Origin of the sequence: Bordetella tumbae, from assembly GCF_965139195.1 — a bacterium.
Lineage (GTDB): Bacteria > Pseudomonadota > Gammaproteobacteria > Burkholderiales > Burkholderiaceae_B > Bordetella_A > Bordetella_A tumbae.
This window is the reverse complement of record NZ_CBCSJH010000012.1, coordinates 1-17,069: the sequence shown is the minus strand read 5'-3', so window position 1 is coordinate 17,069 and position 17,069 is coordinate 1. Positions and strand designations below refer to the sequence as shown.

Annotated in this window: 14 protein-coding genes; 4 read left to right on the top strand and 10 right to left on the bottom strand. The window is 59.9% G+C overall.

Translation table 11 applies throughout. From position 1 onward, the window contains the following. Positions 1–79: 79 nt before the first annotated feature. Genes ACNA0J_RS14540 through ACNA0J_RS14525 form a run of 4 tightly spaced genes read right to left on the bottom strand, consistent with a single transcriptional unit; the run spans position 80 to position 4,446 of the window. A complete protein-coding gene (locus tag ACNA0J_RS14540; protein ID WP_415819596.1) occupies positions 80–979 on the bottom strand; it encodes a GntR family transcriptional regulator in 900 nt (299 codons plus the stop codon). Positions 980–983: 4 nt separating this feature from the next. Beyond that, positions 984–2,039, bottom strand: coding sequence for a 4-hydroxythreonine-4-phosphate dehydrogenase PdxA (gene pdxA / locus ACNA0J_RS14535; RefSeq protein ID WP_415819595.1), 1,056 nt, complete (start codon positions 2,037–2,039; stop codon positions 984–986). A 2-nt stretch (positions 2,040–2,041) separates the two neighbouring features. Continuing rightward, positions 2,042–3,415: a four-carbon acid sugar kinase family protein gene (locus tag ACNA0J_RS14530; RefSeq protein WP_415819594.1), complete on the bottom strand. Its 1,374-nt coding sequence runs from the start codon at positions 3,413–3,415 to the stop codon at positions 2,042–2,044. Positions 3,416–3,417: 2 nt separating this feature from the next. Continuing rightward, positions 3,418–4,446: a 2-keto-3-deoxygluconate permease gene (locus ACNA0J_RS14525; protein WP_415819593.1), complete on the bottom strand. Its 1,029-nt coding sequence runs from the start codon at positions 4,444–4,446 to the stop codon at positions 3,418–3,420. 359 nt (positions 4,447–4,805) lie between these two features. On the opposite strand from ACNA0J_RS14525, the gene ACNA0J_RS14520 reads away from it, so the two are divergent. Further along, entirely contained in the window at positions 4,806–5,135 is a 330-nt protein-coding gene (locus ACNA0J_RS14520; protein ID WP_415819592.1) for a DUF4148 domain-containing protein, read from the top strand. A gap of 134 nt (positions 5,136–5,269) precedes the next feature. Here the strand turns inward: ACNA0J_RS14520 and ACNA0J_RS14515 are convergent, their stop codons facing one another. The 6 genes from ACNA0J_RS14515 to ACNA0J_RS14490 form a co-directional block, all read right to left on the bottom strand. Further along, positions 5,270–7,396, bottom strand: coding sequence for an ankyrin repeat domain-containing protein (locus ACNA0J_RS14515; RefSeq protein ID WP_415819591.1), 2,127 nt, complete (start codon positions 7,394–7,396; stop codon positions 5,270–5,272). 432 nt (positions 7,397–7,828) lie between these two features. Continuing rightward, positions 7,829–8,755: an ectoine hydroxylase gene (gene thpD, locus ACNA0J_RS14510; protein WP_415819691.1), complete on the bottom strand. Its 927-nt coding sequence runs from the start codon at positions 8,753–8,755 to the stop codon at positions 7,829–7,831. A 112-nt stretch (positions 8,756–8,867) separates the two neighbouring features. Then, entirely contained in the window at positions 8,868–9,269 is a 402-nt protein-coding gene (locus ACNA0J_RS14505; RefSeq protein WP_415806023.1) for an ectoine synthase, read from the bottom strand. Then, entirely contained in the window at positions 9,266–10,573 is a 1,308-nt protein-coding gene (gene ectB / locus ACNA0J_RS14500) for a diaminobutyrate--2-oxoglutarate transaminase (protein WP_415819590.1), read from the bottom strand. Before ectB ends, ACNA0J_RS14505 begins: the two co-directional genes overlap by 4 nt. Before the next feature lie 108 nt (positions 10,574–10,681). Beyond that, positions 10,682–11,242, bottom strand: coding sequence for a diaminobutyrate acetyltransferase (gene ectA, locus ACNA0J_RS14495; RefSeq protein ID WP_415819589.1), 561 nt, complete (start codon positions 11,240–11,242; stop codon positions 10,682–10,684). Continuing rightward, positions 11,239–11,784, bottom strand: a complete 546-nt coding sequence (locus ACNA0J_RS14490; protein WP_415819588.1) for a MarR family winged helix-turn-helix transcriptional regulator — start codon at positions 11,782–11,784, stop codon at positions 11,239–11,241. Before ACNA0J_RS14490 ends, ectA begins: the two co-directional genes overlap by 4 nt. A 370-nt stretch (positions 11,785–12,154) precedes the next feature. Here ACNA0J_RS14490 and ACNA0J_RS14485 point away from each other — a divergent pair, with 370 nt between their 5' ends. The 3 genes from ACNA0J_RS14485 (at position 12,155) to ACNA0J_RS14475 (ending at position 16,963) form a co-directional block, all read left to right on the top strand. Further along, positions 12,155–13,096 carry a MurR/RpiR family transcriptional regulator gene (locus tag ACNA0J_RS14485; protein WP_415819587.1) on the top strand — a complete coding sequence of 314 codons (942 nt, stop codon included), beginning with the start codon at positions 12,155–12,157 and terminating at the stop codon, positions 13,094–13,096. 114 nt (positions 13,097–13,210) lie between these two features. After that, a complete protein-coding gene (locus ACNA0J_RS14480) occupies positions 13,211–14,218 on the top strand; it encodes a TAXI family TRAP transporter solute-binding subunit (RefSeq protein ID WP_415819586.1) in 1,008 nt (335 codons plus the stop codon). 132 nt (positions 14,219–14,350) lie between these two features. Beyond that, the gene (locus tag ACNA0J_RS14475; protein WP_415819585.1) at positions 14,351–16,963 is read left to right on the top strand and encodes a TRAP transporter permease; all 2,613 of its coding nucleotides are present in this window, start codon (positions 14,351–14,353) and stop codon (positions 16,961–16,963) included. Positions 16,964–17,069: the final 106 nt, after the last annotated feature.

The following is a 17,069-nucleotide window of genomic DNA, read 5'->3' as shown; positions in this document are numbered from 1 at the left end:
TGCCAATGAGCGAGGAGGAATGCGCCAAGCTTAGCATCGGCGCGCATCTCGCAGGATGACGAGCAGGCCTGCGCCCCGCCTATTTACCTTGGCGCAACTGACGCAGCATTTCCAACGCCGTTTGCAGCGCGGCCTCCGCAGCAGCCAGGGATGCGGCGCCCTCCGGGGCCGTATCAGCCGCAGACACCGGATGTTTGGCACTATCGGGCAAGGCCGCATGAATATGCTCGCCGGCGGGCGTCACATCGACGTCGAACACCAGCTTTTCGCCGCGATGCCACGTCGTGAACCATTCGAGCGCCTGGCCATGCTGGTCGTGCCCCTGGCCTTCGAGCATGAGCAATGGACTGCCTGTCTTGACCTCTAAAGCATCGGCCAAGGCCGCATCGGCACCCACCGCGCGGATGCGATTGCGGCCGCGACCAGGATGCAGACCAAAGCGTTGTACCAGGATGCGATGCAGCGAAGCATCCTGCAAGTGATCGGCCGTCAGCCCCGGCAAGCGCGCACGTGGCAACCACGTGCGGACAAAGGCCAAGGGCTCGTCATCGACACGACGCAAACGCTCTAATAGCAATGTGTCTTCAGTGCCAAAAAACGCCGCGACCTCGGGCGGTGGCACAACGGGCTCGAACCGTAACACCCGCGTGCGCAGCGTCGTCCCGGTGCTGGCAAATTGCTCGAACAAACCCGTGGAACGCTGCACCATACGATGGTGCTCCAACGCAGGCGCCACCATAGGCGCCCGGCCGGGCTCTCGCCGGATCAATCCCTCAGTCACCAGCGCCGCCAAGGCCTGGCGCACGACACTGCGCGCCACGCCAAACTGACGGCACAACCCTGCCTCGCTCGGCAGCGCCGTCCCCGGCGCCAATTGCCGCGCCTGAATATCGTGGCGCAAGGCCTGGGCCACTTGTACATGCAGCGGGGCGCCGCTGGATCGATCTAGCGGCGCCCCGAGGTCGGCGCTCAACGCCATGAAATCAGCCTCCGGTAGTGGAGCGCGCAGTTTCCCATACTTGCGACCAACCGGGGGCCAAATGTGCGGCACGCTCGGCAGCCAAGACCAGACTGTCTTCGCGGGCGATGCCCTTGCCGGCGATATCAAAGGCCGTCCCGTGATCCACGGACACGCGCACGACGGGCAGGCCGACGGTGATGTTGACGCCATCGTCACCGTAGACCGATTTGAACGGGGCATGCCCCTGATCGTGATAGCAGGCAATCACGAACTTCCATTTGCCGCGCACCGCCTGTGGAAACAAGGCGTCGGCGGGAATGGGGCCAGCGGCGAGAATACCGGCAGCGTTGGCTTCGGCCACGGCCGGCGCCAGAATATCCGCGTCTTCCGTGCCGAAAATGCCATTCTCGCCCGCGTGCGGATTCAGGCCCGCGACGGCGACTGGCTCATCGCTGCGGCCCAAGGCCTTGGCAAACGAACCGGCCAGACGCAATACGGCGCGCATGCGCTGCGGCGTCACATCGTCGATGGCTTGGCGCAGGGACACATGTGTGGTGGCATGAAAGATATACAGATCGCCGGCGGACAACACTAGAGAAAAGGTCTTTACCCCGAACTCATGGGCCAGCAACTCGGTGTGGCCAGGCCACTTGAGGCCGGCCAAATGCATGGCAGCCTTGTTCAGCGGCGGCGTCACAATGCCGTCGATGCGGCCTTGACGGGCCAACTCGCAGGCCGTGGTCACAAAGCGCACCGACCCCGCGCCCGCGTCGGCGCTCAATTGGCCAAACGGCACATGCTCCAGCGAGGGGCCAGCCTGAATCACTTCGATGATGCCGGGCGCGTTCTGTACTTGCTCCGGCCCCTCGACCACGCGCACGCGGGACGCATCGGCGCCCAGGGCCTGGGCGGCTTTGCGCAATGCCCCAGCGTCGCCCACCACGACCAGGCGCGCACGTTGACGCAGATCGTCATGGCCCAGCAGCATTTTGGCGGTGATCTCCGGCCCAATCCCTGCAACATCACCCAGCGTGACCGCCAGGGTGGGAATACGGTTGGGGGTTGCGTCTTGCGTCATATTCAGAATCTCCGTTCGCGGACCGCACGCGCGGCCCGGATCAATACATCGTCAGTGCCAAAGCCACCGGCCTTGGTCACAATGGGCAGCCCTGCGGCCGGCCCGCCGGTCAACGTACCCAGCGGCACGCCTCCGGTGACTTCGTCTACCAATGCGATACCGCCGGCCTGCAGCGCCGCCAGCACCGCGCTGGCGCCATCGCCGCCCGTGGCGACTACACCTGCGACTTTGCCGGCACTGTTATTCGCTGCGGCAGCGATGGTCGCGTCACGGCCCAGGCGGGCTGCACTGCCCTCGGCGTGCGTGAGGGCGCCATCGCCTGCCGGATGGGCATTGCCCTCGTCCACCTGACTGACTACCGCCTCGCCCGCGCGCTTGTCTACATCGGTGCTCAAACCGCGCCGAATCAGTTGACCGGCCAATTCTCCCAGGCGAGCCGCAACGGCATCCGAATCCAGTCCCGCCAAGCGGCCCTCGGGCGCCAGTAATAATAAAGTTGCTTGTGATGACGTCGAGGCGGCGGATTGGCAAACTTCGGCAGACCACTCTGCCCACGCCGCATCATCGGCCAACTGCGCTAACGTCGGGGACCATGTGTATGCACCATCGGCCTGCAGCGCCGCGGCCTGGCGGCGCGCGGCACTGTGCTGCGACGTCACCACGACAACGACCGAACCCCGGGTTTCGGCCCCGGCCCACAGACGCGCCAGCGGCGCGGCCAAGCCGCCCGAACCGACAGGCAACGCGCGTTCACCGATCAACGCAATCGCGCGGGCCAAACGGTCCATGTCCTGCGTTGTCGCCGCATCGACCACGACCACATCCCCGGCCGCCAGAATCCGATCGGCCAATGAACGGGGCGTTTCGTCCGCTACGATCTCGACCTGTGCCCCGCCCAACAGCGTGGGGATATGGCTTTCGGTCACTGGGGTCACCGGGTCCGTCGCCGCCGAAGTCTCCGTCACGGGCTTGTCGTTCACATAAAGCACACCGCCACGCACCGTACGGCCGGTATCCGGAAACGCCGGACAGACCACGGCGATCGCATCGTCACGCCATGCCTGGCGGGCAGCATCGATCTCGGCCTTGAAGGCGCCGCGCAAGGTCGAGTCGACCTTTTTGTACAAACGTTTTACACCAGCGGCCCGCAAAGCAGCCACATCCTCGCGCACGACAGCCGCGGCCTGCTCGGCCGGCAACGCCCGGCTATGCGTCGTCACGGCGACCACCTCGGCCTGGCTGGCGGCGGGATCGGCCAGCGCCTGCTCGGCTCGGCCGACCGACAATTGCGTAGGCCAGCCGGCCCGCACAAATTGCACAGCGGTGTCGCCGGAACCGGTCAGGTCATCGGCAACGATAGCGATGAACAACGTCACGATTACACCTTTGCGTCGGCAATCGCCGGCGTGCTTTCGCCCATCATGGCCGCGACATCATCAGCGGGTTTCAATTCACCGGCACGCTTCAGGAAATACGATGCCAACAACGGCGCCAAGATCGAACTGATCAGCACACATGCCGCCACCTGCGCAGTCGCCGTCCCGACATAATGCTGCAACGACGGATCGGCCGCAGCAACGACGGCGGGAGTCGCGATCGCATTACCTGCAGTCGTACCGGCCGCAAAACCAATACCGCTCTTGCCGCCACGGCGCAGAATATAGCGATACCCCAGGTACACCAGGAACCCCGTCACCGGGCTGATCAACAGGCCCAGGATCAAGCCGGTCATCCCGCCTGACACCACCGAGCCGAGGTTGATCCCCGTTCCCAATGCGAAAGCAAAAAACGGAATCACGATATTCGGCACCGGCTTGAGCACATTACGCCATTGCACGTCCAGGTTGCCAACCACCACGCCCAGCAGGAAAGGCACCAGGGCAGCGATCAAAGCGGTAACAGGGATATCGGCCAGCCCCGAGGCGCCGAGAAACAACAGGCTGAAGAACGGGCCATCATTCACGGCGCTGGCGACGTACGCACCGCGGTCACGGCTGTCGCCATATTGCCCGGTATAGGCCAACCACAGGCCGCCATTGCTGTTATCGAAAGCCGCCAGCATGGCCAGAATCGACACCCCCCATATCCCGTCCAGCCCGACAAAACTGCCCAGCAGGATGATCAGTGAGGCGGGCACGATCGTCTTCATCAACAAGATCGTGCCCGCCGTCGCCAGAATGGGGCCACCGGTACGCATATTGACCTGGGTGCCCGTCGCGAAAATCAGCAGCGCGATCAAAGGCATGGCACTGTTCTTGAACAAGGCCGTGGTAAAGCCTCCCACCGCCAGCGCGTCAGGCGCAAACGTACCGATCAGGGAGCCAAGAATCAGGGGTAGCAGCATCAACCCGCCCGGCACCTTCATCATCGCCGAGAACATGGGGAAACGGGAAATTTCGGGGTTCATAGAGAGGCGTCTCCAACGCTTTTGTCATAGGCCGGCCCGTCCACTGTAAACCGGATGCCGGATGCGGAAAACGCGTAGTGTACAACCTATACGTACAAGATGTACGTACAGAATTTGTAAATGGATGACTCGTGAATTTGCTGCAAAACCTTGAGCCGCCTCAGGTTGTTTATGCCGAATTGAGGCCAAAAATCGATCAAAAAAATCCATTACAGCTAAAAATGGAAAAATATTTCCAACAAATCCGGGTTTATCCCAGGTATTGACAGGCGCAGAATGCAGTCATCGGGAAACAAACACGAACCACGACGGAAGACCGCCGGATTCCATCCCAAATTTAGACAAATGGAGGTCTTATCATGAAAACCCTAACTTCTGCCCTGCTAGTTTCGATGAGCCTGTTGAGCGCCGGCGCCTACGCCGCCTCGCCCAATATCGAACCTAACAACGTGCCTTTCCAAGGCGTGTATGGCCAAGTCGATGCCAACGCCCCGACCCGTGCCCAAGTCGTCGCCGACCTGGCCCAAGCCAAGGCCGCTGGCCTGGTGACCTACGGCGAAGAAGAGTACCCCGTAGAAATCGCCAGCCACTCGAACAAGAGCCGCGACCAAGTCGTTGCCGAGCTGGCTCAAGCCAAAGCCAATGGCGAATACTCCTTTGGTGAACTGGACTATCCGATTGTTCGCTAATCACGAGCAATAACGCCCCCAAAAGGAGCGTTTAAGTAAGTGGTAGTAGCAAGAAAAACCCTGCCTGTGCTGCGCGCGGCAGGGTTTTTGTCATCGCGACGCGGCAAGACGTGCACGCGCCCCATCCGGACTCACTATGTGCGTATCAAGTCGACCAACCTGGCCATGACTGCCCTGTCTCGCATCCTCGTTGCGTGCCCGAGTGCGTCCGAGAGATCAGCCCCCCAAGAAAGCAACACCAGCGCAACGTCATCACGCTTTTGTGCAAGGGCCTGCGCTAATGCCGCGGCGATATTGGTTCCCAGGGACACCAGCCATTTCGCTGCGTCGATCTCGGCATTCGAAATCGCCAGCACTACAGTTTTCCCGATGTCGACACCGGCCCCGATCAGCGCCCCCATCAAATCCCTATCGTTCTCTACCGCCGCACGGATCAACTCACGCTGCCCGTCTGTAATCGCCGGAATAAACTGCTTCAGTCTCGAGACTTCGCCACGCGCTGCCAGATATTTGAGCGTTTTAAAGACGTCGAGTCTTTCCCTCTGGATGAGGGCCTGAGCCAAACCGTTTCCTGCCGGTCTCATCAGAAGGTTCGCCAGCACAGTACTTTCATTGCTACCCGCGCGAATCAAGAAGGACAGGCGCTCGAGATTATTGTTATCGGCCGCGTCGACAATGACATGGTAGGGCTCTGCGCCCGCATCCAACAACAAACGCGCCAGCGGCAGGCAATCCAGCCTGGCTAACAGCATGAGCACCTCGCTGGCGGCAGTCCCATCGGCATCCACTAACTTGTTGATTAGCACCCAATCGACTTTCTCTAGGGCGTACAGCAGCGCGGAAACATTGCGGCGATCGTCCCCGGTATGCATTGTCATCGCTTGGATGATCGTCTTGTACTCTTTCCCTATAGGGCCGGCGATGTAGTCCTGAGCCACGATGATCTTTGATGCCAGCGTTGCATCGACGTCGCCGACGCTCGCCATCTGCTCGCCCGTCCGAGCCACCTCTTTATACGCCTGCGCCAGCGTCCGCGCCAGATCAGCACGCTCAAGCACAGGAGCGTACAAGAGTGCGTCGTCAATCGTCGCCCTGGCGGCAATCAGTATTTTGACCGCAGTTTTCCTCTGTTCCTTGGCCATGTCATACAAGGCCGGGGCAGAATCGACGTCAAGCAAAATCAACGTTCCCAGTGATTCGATCTCGTTCGGGTGATCGACGGCGCCCATCGCCAGCGTTCGCAATAGCCCCGAGACGTTTACGCCAGCGCGAATCAATACTTTCGCTTCATCTTTGTTTCCGAGCCTGAGCTGCTGGAGCAGGAAATCGTATACATACACACCTTCATCAATCAACAATCTCACGGCACCCTGACAGCCGCCAGCAGTCAAGGCCATCAGCACCTGCGTTTTGTCCAGCTTGTCACTGATCGAGGCTTCGCCGAGCATCAACCGTACGGCCGTCACATCACCGTTTTTGGCCTGATTGATCAGCGTGCCTTCGGCCTTGACGCCTGATTTCACTAACAGGACCATCGCCTGCAGATCATGAGCCTCGGCAGCGCGGATCAGCGCTGGCTCTCCTGGTGCTCCCAGCAACAGCAATGTGCGCACCGCCTCGGCGCTGTTGGCTGCGACGGCATGGTTCAACGCCGAGGATAGGTCGACACCTGCTGCAATCAGGTAGCGCACGGCTCTGACACGCGCGGCGGACAATGGGGAATGCTGTTCCAGCAACCTCATCAACACAAACGAGGCGTCCACGCCCGCATCCATCAATGCCTTTACTTTGACTGTGTCTCCCTCTTCACAAGCACGACGCAGTGCGGCATGGTGCCCGGCAAACAGCTTTTCAAAACTAAGAAGGTCAACCTTGAGCGCCCACGTATGCGCTGCGGCGACATCTCCCTTCGCCGCGAGTAATGCCACTGCATTAGCGTGCGTATCGGGCGCGACCTCACCACCGACGGAGATCGTCCCGCCCATCGCAATCAGCGCTTTGATCAGCCGCAGATTTCGGCTGTCTGTCGCCAGCTTTTCTACCGCTAGCGCCAGCGGTGTATAGCCGCTTCGGTTCTCTGCATTGATCGCAGAGCGCATGTCATTGAGTGGATTTTCCAATAGCGCGATCGCGATACCGATTTTGCCTAGCGCAATGGCCAGATGAAGAGGGGTTTGCCCCTGACTATCGACTGCCAGCATATCGAACTGGAAACGCGCCACGGCATTACGAACTGAATTCGGGCTGCCCTGCTCGATCATCGAAAACAATGCGCCAGGAGGCGGGGGCTCGTCTATTGGAGCAAGAAACCCGTAGATCTGACCCGTTTCAGAAATTCTTGGAGGATTGTATTGTTCGGCTTGCACAGCCAGGCACCTTTTTTATTGGATTTGAGGGTAATGCGCCGTCTGTTTTTTGTTTTGAAAAACCAATTGCAGAATCAGCCACTATGCTAGGTGACGGGATATCGAAAGCAGTTCCGTCCAATAGCGATCAAAGGGGTGAGGCCGCAAATCCGCAAATAAAAAATAGGACCAACCTTCGGCTTGGATCGAGTATGAATTCGATCCAAGCCGAAGGTTGGTCCTATACGCCAAACGCGCGAGCCAATTGATTATTAACGTTGACTGACTCGCGCTGCCTTTAGTCTGGAGACGGNGGNAGCATGATCGCTGCCGCCCCCGCGCATCGCGCTACGACTCCACCAGCTTCAACGCATCCAACGGCGTCACCGCTTTGAATGCCTGGCGGGTCGCAATATGCTCCGGCCGAGGATCCAAGCCATACTTCGGCGGATTCAGCGTGTTTTCCATGCTGTTGTAGACCATGAACACATTCGCACGCGGCCACGGCGAAATGTTGCTGTTCGAGCCATGCATCGTATTGCAATCGAAGAACACCACCGAGCCAGCCTTGGCCGTCATGGTACGAATGCCGCCCTGCTCCACCAGCAGCTGCAGGCTGACGGCATCGGGCACGCCATATTCCTGTTTTTTCAGCGAGTGCTTGTAGTGCTCTTTCGGCGTTTCGCCCACGCAGGAAATGAAATGGCGATGCGATCCAGGCACCAGCATGAGCGGACCATTGCATTCATTGTTGTCGCTCAACAGCACCGAGCAACTCAGTGCACGCATCGACGGCATGCCGTCCTCGACGTGCCAGGTCTCGAAATCCGAATGCCAGTAGAACTCTTTGCCCTTGAAGCCGGGCTTCATATTGGCGCGAGACTGGTGGATATACACCTCAGAGCCCAACAATTGGCGTGCAACATTGGCCAGACGCGGATCGCGGGTCAAGCGTCCCAACATGGCATTGAGCACGTGGACACGAAAGATCGAACGCACGGCATTGCTGCCCGGCTCGGTAATGGATTCCTCGCGACGCACAATCGCCGGATCGCGCGTCATGCGATCGACCTCGGCAATCAGTGCCTGGACCTCTGCCTCGGAAAACACGTTTTCCAGCAAGAGGAAACCATCGCGGTCATAGCTTTCAACTTGTTCGCTCGACAACGCGTCCGCATAAGTGCCATCGCCATACACCACAGGGTCTTGGCGGGCGATGATGGCTGAACTGCGATCCGTACGTGAGGCGTACGGATCCTGTGCAGGTGAGATCATCATTAGCCTCCTTAATTCGTTAATCACTGGGTTGATCGCTGCGCCCTCGATCACCAGCCGTAGACATCAGAGTCCTGGACTACGAGCCGGTGATCGCCGGGCGATCGATCGATTACGCTGCTTCCGCAGTCGCGGGCAATGCATACACGCCTTCGGCGTCGTGCACTTCCTGGCCCGTCAGCGGCGGATTGAACACGCAGATGACGCGCAGCGGCTCTTTGCCACCGCACAGCCAGTGCTCATCGTTTTCGTTCAGAGCGTAAACGACACCGGGGCCCAAGTCGTACTTTTTGCCGTCGGCGATGGTTTCGATAGAGCCATCACCCTCGATGCACCACACCGCTTCAAGATGGTTCTTGTAGTGGATGTGGGTCCGTCCGCCCGGAAAAATGGTGGTCTCGTGAAACGAAAACCCCATTCCGTCCTTCTTCAGCAGCACACGGCGGCTGACCCAGGTGTCGGTCCGGACTTCGTCTTGGGTTCCGATCACATCTTTCACATTGCGTACGATCATCGGCGTTTTCCTCCAAATTTCAGAACACGGGCAGATTGCCCAGACTCACCCAGTGCTTCGGCCACAGAGGCCTCGATCGTTTCGAGACCGCGCGTCAGCAGCTCGTCTTCGATCGTCAGCGCCGGCAACAGCTTCAGGACTTCGTCCTGAGCACCCGAGGTCTCGATCACGACACCCCGTTTAAAGGCTTGCTGCGCAATACGGTTGGCCAGCGCCGGCTCGGCAGTAGCGACCACGCCTTGAATCAGGCCACGGCCACGTACGGCCAGCCCCGCGTTGGGATAGCTGTGGGCCAGGTTTTCCAGCCAATCACGCACCAGACGCTCTTTGCGTTGGACTTCGCTGGCAAACGCATCGCTGGCCCAGTAGGAGTCCAGTGCCTGCGTCGCCGTGACGAACGCCAGGTTGTTGCCACGGAACGTGCCGCTATGCGCGCCGGGTTTCCAGATGTCCAGCTCAGGACGCATCAGGACCAGCGACATGGGCAAGCCAAAGCCCGACAGCGACTTCGACAACGTGATGATGTCAGGACGAATCCCGGCCGATTCAAAGCTGAAGAAGCTGCCCGTACGGCCGCAACCGACTTGAATATCATCGACGATCAACAGCATGTCATGACGGCGGCAGAGCTTTTCCAGCTCTTTCAACCAGCGCAGGGTAGCGACGTTGACACCGCCCTCGCCCTGTACCGTTTCGACAATCACGCCAGCGGGCTTATCCAAGCCGCTGCTGGGGTCATCAAGCATACGTTCGAGGTAAGCGATGGTGTCGACGTCGGGACCGAAATACCCGTCATAAGGCATGAACGTCGTATTGCCCAAGGCGTAGCCGGCCGCATCGCGGAACTTCATATTGGCGGTCGCCGCCAATGAACCGCCGCTCACGCCATGGAACCCATGGGTGAACGAAATGATGTTGGATCGGCCTTTGACCTGGCGGGCGATTTTCAGTGCCGCCTCGACCGCGTTGGTACCGGTGGGGCCGGTGAACTGCAAGGTGTACTGCCAATTGCGCGGCTTGAGCAACACGCGATCGACGGTCTCCAGAAACTGTTTCTTGGCGCTGGTGGCCATGTCCAGGCCATGCACCACGCCATCCGATTCCAGATACTCGAGCAGTTTCTCTTTGAAGACAGGGTTGTTATGCCCGTAGTTCAGCGTCCCTGCCCCGCTGAAGAAGTCGATATATTCACCGCCCTCTTCGTCGATCAGGAGCGAGCCGCGCGCCTGGCTGAATATGACCGGAAACGACCGGATGTAGCCACGCACCTCCGACTCCATCCGGTCAAAAATTTTCAAGTCCATAGAATCCTCCCTTCATCTCGTGAATTGACAGACGCAGACGCACCGATGCCATAGAGGGCATTCGGGCAACACTGCGTCCCGGTTCCAACAGACCGCAGACACGCTCCCCTATTGGGGCGGCAGCGTGAACGGGCCTATCTTCAACAACATCTCGTCGTCATGGTCTGCGCCGCCGAACAACTGCCGATCGAAGAACGGCTGCTCGGAGACGTGCGCACCCAGCTCGCCGGCCAAGCCGGTAAACGTGCGGCGCGAGGCCTGGTTATCAGGGCCTACCGTGGTTTCAAGATGACGAACATGCTTGAGCTCATCGCGTTGCAAGAGCTCTCGAAGCATGGCGCGGCCTAACCGTTGGCCACGTGCTCGGGCGTGCACGGCAACCTGCCAGACGAAAATCACGTCGGGCCGGGTTGGCGGCACATATGCGGATATGAACCCATCAATGCGGCCGCCTGCACTCTCGGCTACCACACACGTGGCGCTGAAGTGCTCGCACAGCAACAGATAGGCATATAAAGAGTTGACGTCGAGTGGCGGGCACTCGGAGACCAGACGATGCAATGCGGCACCGTCGGTGCGGCGCGGCTGCCTGAACTGCAGACGCGTGGATGAATTGGCCGGCTGAACGGCCGATGCTGGCAGAGAGGGGGTCAGGTCTTGCCCCCTCATACGACCAACCCCGACTCGGGCGGCGCACCGCCAGTGGGGACCTCGAGAATGGGCGAGGACACGTCGCCATGTACTTCGGTCACATGGCCTTCTTGTTCCATTAGATTCACTATGCGCTCCAGCGCCAGGGTAATAGTGGCCTGCTCCAGTTCGGGCAAGGCATTCAGACCGTCGGCCAGATGTTTCTGCAGCGGCGACGGCGCCCCGGCCGCGAGATCGCGGCCAGCGTCGGTCGCAGTTACGAAAACAATGCGGCGGTCTTCGCGGCCGCGTTCGCGGCGGACGAATCCCTTGTCCTCGAGGCGGTCAAGAATGCCCACCACAGTACTGGGGCTGACGTGGATTTCCCGGCTGATTGCCGTCGCCGTCATGGGGCCATTGGCAATGACCGTGCGCAGGCACATCAACTGCGGCGCAGTGATGTGGCTCACGGCGGCCAGTTGGCGCGAATGCAGCGCAATCGAGCGCGTGATGCGGCGCAAGGCACGCAGGATGCGCAGGTCGTACTGCTGTGACGGATCGGGCGTAGGTACGGTGTTCATGACTGAAAATAGTTCAGCAGGATTAATTTCTACTCAAATGATTCTACCCAGATAATATGCGGATGAGCCGACTGGGTCAACCCGTGTTATCCAGAAAAAATGAATAAATAAGCTCATATTTACAGAAGATAAAGAAAAATATGAACTTTTTTATTTTTCCAGGGGAAAAGCATTCGTACGAATCGGATGCCTTGACCCCGGCCTTCCCCTTGGCGTGATCCCCGTCCCCGGAGATACCGATCCACAATCCGCCGGAAGATCGGCAATTTGCGCATACCTCAGGAATACCCTGATTGCAAAAAAAACAAACGTTTTCTACATTTCACATCTGTTCTCATGTGTTTTTTTCGTAGCGGGCTGCCCTCCTCACATGCCTCCTCCCTCTGCTCCACCGCTGGTATTGCAGCGCCTGCAAAGTCTGTTGGATCAATTGCCGCCCGAGCTGCGGCGGGCGGCGCATTGGGTGGTGGACCATCCCGCCGAGGTCAGCCTGTGGTCGATGCGGCGCCAAGCCCAGGGCTTGGGTGTTGCGCCAGCCACGATGCTGCGTCTGGCGCGCGCGGCGGGATACGACAGTTATGAGGCCTTTCGGGCGCCATTCCAGGCAGCCCTGGCCGGCGAACGTCCCACCACACTGCGCGAACGCGCGGCAGAACTGCAGGCGACTCAAGATCAAAACAATGTGCCGGGCCATGACAGGCTGACCGAGATACAAGCCAACGCCATCGGATCTATCGTCTCGATGAACAGCCCGGCGACATTCGACGCGGCTGTCAAAACGTTACTCACCGCGCGTCACGTCGGTTTTTTGGGCACACGTTCGGCTTTTGGCATTGCGTTTCAAATGCACTATGCCTATCAACTGGTACGGCGCAACAGCATCCTGATAGACGGACTGGGCGGTTTGCAATCCGAGGCCATCGACAATCTGTGCGAAGGCGATGCGTTGATTGCCATTTCACAAGCCCCCTATCCGTCCGCCACGGTGCGTCTGGCGCGCCAGGCGGCCCAACAAGGCGTGGCCATCATTGCCTTGACCGACGCCCCGTTGTCCCCGTTGGCCACAGACGCCCGGCACGTCCTGACGTTCGATCGTGCGGATCGCGAACAGGTCGGCCAGCGGCCCGCACGACGCGGCCCCGGATCATTTTTCCATACGACAGCGGGATTGCTCGGATTGGCCGAGCACCTCATTGCCCGCCTCACTGCTCGCGGCGGTGAAGCGGTATTGAATCGACTGAGTGAAATCGAAGCGCGCATGCACGCCGACAAAGTGTTCTGGTCGGCGTCTGCCGCAGCACCGGATCGTTAACCATCACGCGACGCCGGGCATCCGGCGCCACACCCATCACGCACCCTGGCTCGGGTGCATTATTTGCCGGAACACCGGCGGTTTTCACGGGGAAAATCCTCAAAAGGAGTTTGTATGCGTCAGTTCGTCAAACCCACTTTGGACAACAAGAGAACAACGGGAACGCTGGCCGCCATGTGCGCGGCAATAGCCTTGGCGTTTGCCGCGCCATCGCCCGCCTCGGCACAGCAGAAGTTCGTCAGCATCGGCACCGGTGGCGTGACAGGGGTGTATTACGCCGCGGGCGGTTCGATCTGCCGTCTCGTCAACAAAGACCGTTCATCGCACGGCGTGCGCTGCTCTGTCGAATCCACCGGCGGGTCGGTATTCAACGTCAACACTATCAAAGCTGGTGAACTGGATCTGGGCGTCGTGCAATCCGATGTCGGCTACAACGCCTACAACGGCGTGGGCCAATTCAAAGATGCCGGCAAATTCGAAAAGCTGCGCTCGGTGTTTTCGATCCACCCCGAGCCGTTTACTGTCGTAGCTCGCAAAGAAGCCAACATCAAATCGTTTGAAGATTTCAAAGGCAAGCGCTTCAACGTCGGCAATCCGGGCTCGGGCACACGCGCCTCCATGGAAGAGCTGCTGGCCACGATGGGCTGGACGCTGAAAGATTTCTCGCTGGCCTCTGAACTGCGGCCCGACGAGCACGGTTCAGCACTGTGCGACGGCAAGATCGATGGCTTCTTCTATGGCGTCGGCCACCCGTCTGCCAACATCCAGGATCCTGCTACGACCTGCGGCGCGCAATTGGTGTCCTTGACCGGCCCCGCCGTGGACAAACTGGTCGAGAAATACGCGTATTACGCACAGGCCACCATCCCAGGCGGACTCTACCCAGGCAACCCCAATGACACCAAGACCTATGGTGTCACGGCGACCTTTGTGACCTCCGCCGACGTGCCGGAAGAAACGGTGTACGTCATCGTCAAAGCCGTCTTCGATAATCTGGAAGACTTCAAGAAACTGCACCCGGCCTTTGCCCACCTGAAGGCCGAAGACATGGCCAAGAATGGCCTGTCGGCGCCGTTGCATCCCGGCGCCGAGAAGTACTTCAAAGAAAAAGGCCTGCTGTAAATACGGATACCGTCTCGAGGCGCGTGCTCAGCGCGGCGCCCCGAGACGGCATTCAGCAACTCGCCTGGCCGCGTCCAAGACCTATCACATCGCGCATGCCTGCCAGGCCGATCAACCATGTAGGGGAATCCGATGAAAACTGAGCCGTCCACCACAACCACTGATCTAGAGCAGTTGGTTGCGGACGTCGATCGAGGCGGACGCCAAGCAGGCGGCATCGCCGGCGCCACATTGGCGATAGGTGCGCTGATATGGTCGCTGTTCCAGCTCTGGTATGCCTCACCACTGCCGTTCTCGCTGCGCTGGGGCATTTTCAATGACACCGAGGCGCGCGCACTGCACCTGGGTATCGCGATGTTTTTGGGCTACTTGGCCTATCCCGCACGCAAGAGCTCGCCGCGCGATCGCATGCCGTGGCACGACTGGATACTCGCTATCGTCGCAGCCTTTTGCGGCGCCTATCTATTCCTGTTTTACAAAGAACTAGCGGGCCGCCCTGGCCAGCCCACCACGATGGATGTGGCCACCGCCGCCATCGGCCTGGTGCTGCTGCTGGAGGTCACACGCCGCTCGCTCGGTCTGCCCATGACGGTGCTCGGCGCCGTGTTCGTGCTGTACGTGCTGGCGGGCCCCTGGCTGCCCGACGTGCTCGCGCACCGTGGCGCCTCGATTGAGCGACTCGCCTCGCATATGTGGCTGACGACAGAAGGCGTCTACGGCGTCGCGCTGGGCGTGTCTGTCTCGTACATTTTTATATTTGTCTTGCTGGGTTCGCTGCTGGACAAATGCGGTGCGGGCAACTACATGATGCAAGTCTCGTTCGCGCTGCTGGGTCACTTGCGTGGCGGTCCCGCCAAAGTCGCCGTCGTCTCATCCGCCGTCAACGGGCTGGTCTCTGCCTCATCGGTCGCCAACGTCGTCACAGGCGGGATTTTCACCATCCCCTTGATGAAAAAAGCCGGCTATGGCGGTATTCGTGCAGGGGCAATCGAAACCGCATCATCGGTCAATGGACAGATCATGCCCCCAGTCATGGGTGCAGCAGCGTTCCTGATGATTGAATATGTGGGCATCCCCTACACCGATATCATCCGCCACGCGATTCTGCCGGCCTCGATCTCGTACATCGCCCTGTTCTACATCGTCCATCTGGAAGCTCTCAAACTCGGCATCCAGCCCATGATGTCCGGCGGCAAACCCCGTACGCCACTGCAAAAACTTGCGGGCTGGGGCATGGGGATTTGCGGCACGCTGATCGTCATGGGATTGGTGTACTGGATCGGCATGGGCGTCAAAGCCGTAGCAGGCGCCTCTGCGGTCTGGATACTGCTGGCGCTGCTGGTGATCCTGAACGTCTGGCTGCTGCGCATCGCGGCACGCTATCCGGATCTATCCGAGGAAATCAACGTCAAAAATCCGGTGCGTCCCGAACCCTGGCCGACCGTACGAGCCGGCCTGCATTTCCTGATCCCCATCGGTATTCTCGTATGGTGCCTGAGCATCGAAGAACTCTCTGCCGGCTTGTCCGCATTCTGGGCGGCCGTCGCGATGCTAGTGCAGATGATCACGCAACGCCCTCTCACCGCGTGGTTCCGGCAACAAGCGGTCGCGCCTGCTTTGCAGCGCGGCTGGCGTGAGGCCATCGGCGGGTTGGAAGACGGCGCCCGCAACATGATCGGCATTGCCATCGCCTGCGGTACTGCGGGGTTGATCGTGGGCGCCATTACGCTCACCGGCCTGGGCTTGCGCATGACTGCGTTCGTCGAATTGGTTTCGATGGGCAACGTGCTGCTGATGCTGATCTTTACCGCCATCGTGTGCCTGATTCTGGGCCTGGGCATGCCGACCACCGCCAACTACATTTTGATGGCCACCTTGATGGCCCCGGTCGTGGTCGAACTCGGCGCTCAGAACGGTCTCGTGATTCCGCTCATCGCCGTGCACATGTTCGTGTTCTATTACGGAATCATGGCCGATATCACACCGCCAGTGGGGTTGGCCACTTTCGCTGCGGCGGCTATTTCAGGGGAGGATCCCATCAAGACCGGCATCAAAGGTACGACTTACGCGTTGCGCACAGCCGTGCTGCCCTTTATGTTTGTCTTCAATCCGCTGTTGCTGCTGATCGATGTGCACGGATGGTGGGAGCTGCTGTTGGTGATCTCCGGCGCGACCCTGGCGTCCCTGACCTTTGCAGCAGCGACACTGGGTTGGTTCCGTGTGCGCTGCTCAGTCGTCGAGATCGCTGTTCTGCTGCTGGTGACGTTCATGCTGTTCCGGCCGGACTGGTTCATGAACCATCTCTATGGCAAATACGAAAGCTTGCCGGCGTCCCAGATAAATCAGGTCGCATCCGAACTGCCTGACAGCGGTCGACTCGTCGCGGTCTTGCATGGCATGAACATCGAGGGCGATGAGCTCACGAAAACCGTTGCAGTAACGCTATCGCCGTTACCCGAAGGCGATACCAGCACCGGTGTCGCGGCAGGACGCAAACGGCTCAGCGACGCGGGTCTCATGATCACAGCCTTGGGTGACCAGGTTCAAATCGGCGCTGTGCAATTCGGCAGCCGCGCGCGCAAAGCGGGATGGGAGCAAGGATGGGATGTGGTCAGCGTCCAGATTCCGAATCCGCATCGGCCGTCGGAGTTCTGGGTGTATATCCCGGCGTTGGCGCTGTTGGCCGCGGTGTGGGGATTGCAGGGACGTCGGCAGCGTAGGGGGTTAACGCCTTCTGTGGCGTAGTTGATGAGTTGATCGTCTGCTTGCGCGGACGTTCTCTGTGAACACGTTCCTGTCGGGGGCAAAACGCCGCGCCGGCCTAATCGCAACGGCTCGGCGCAAGACCAGG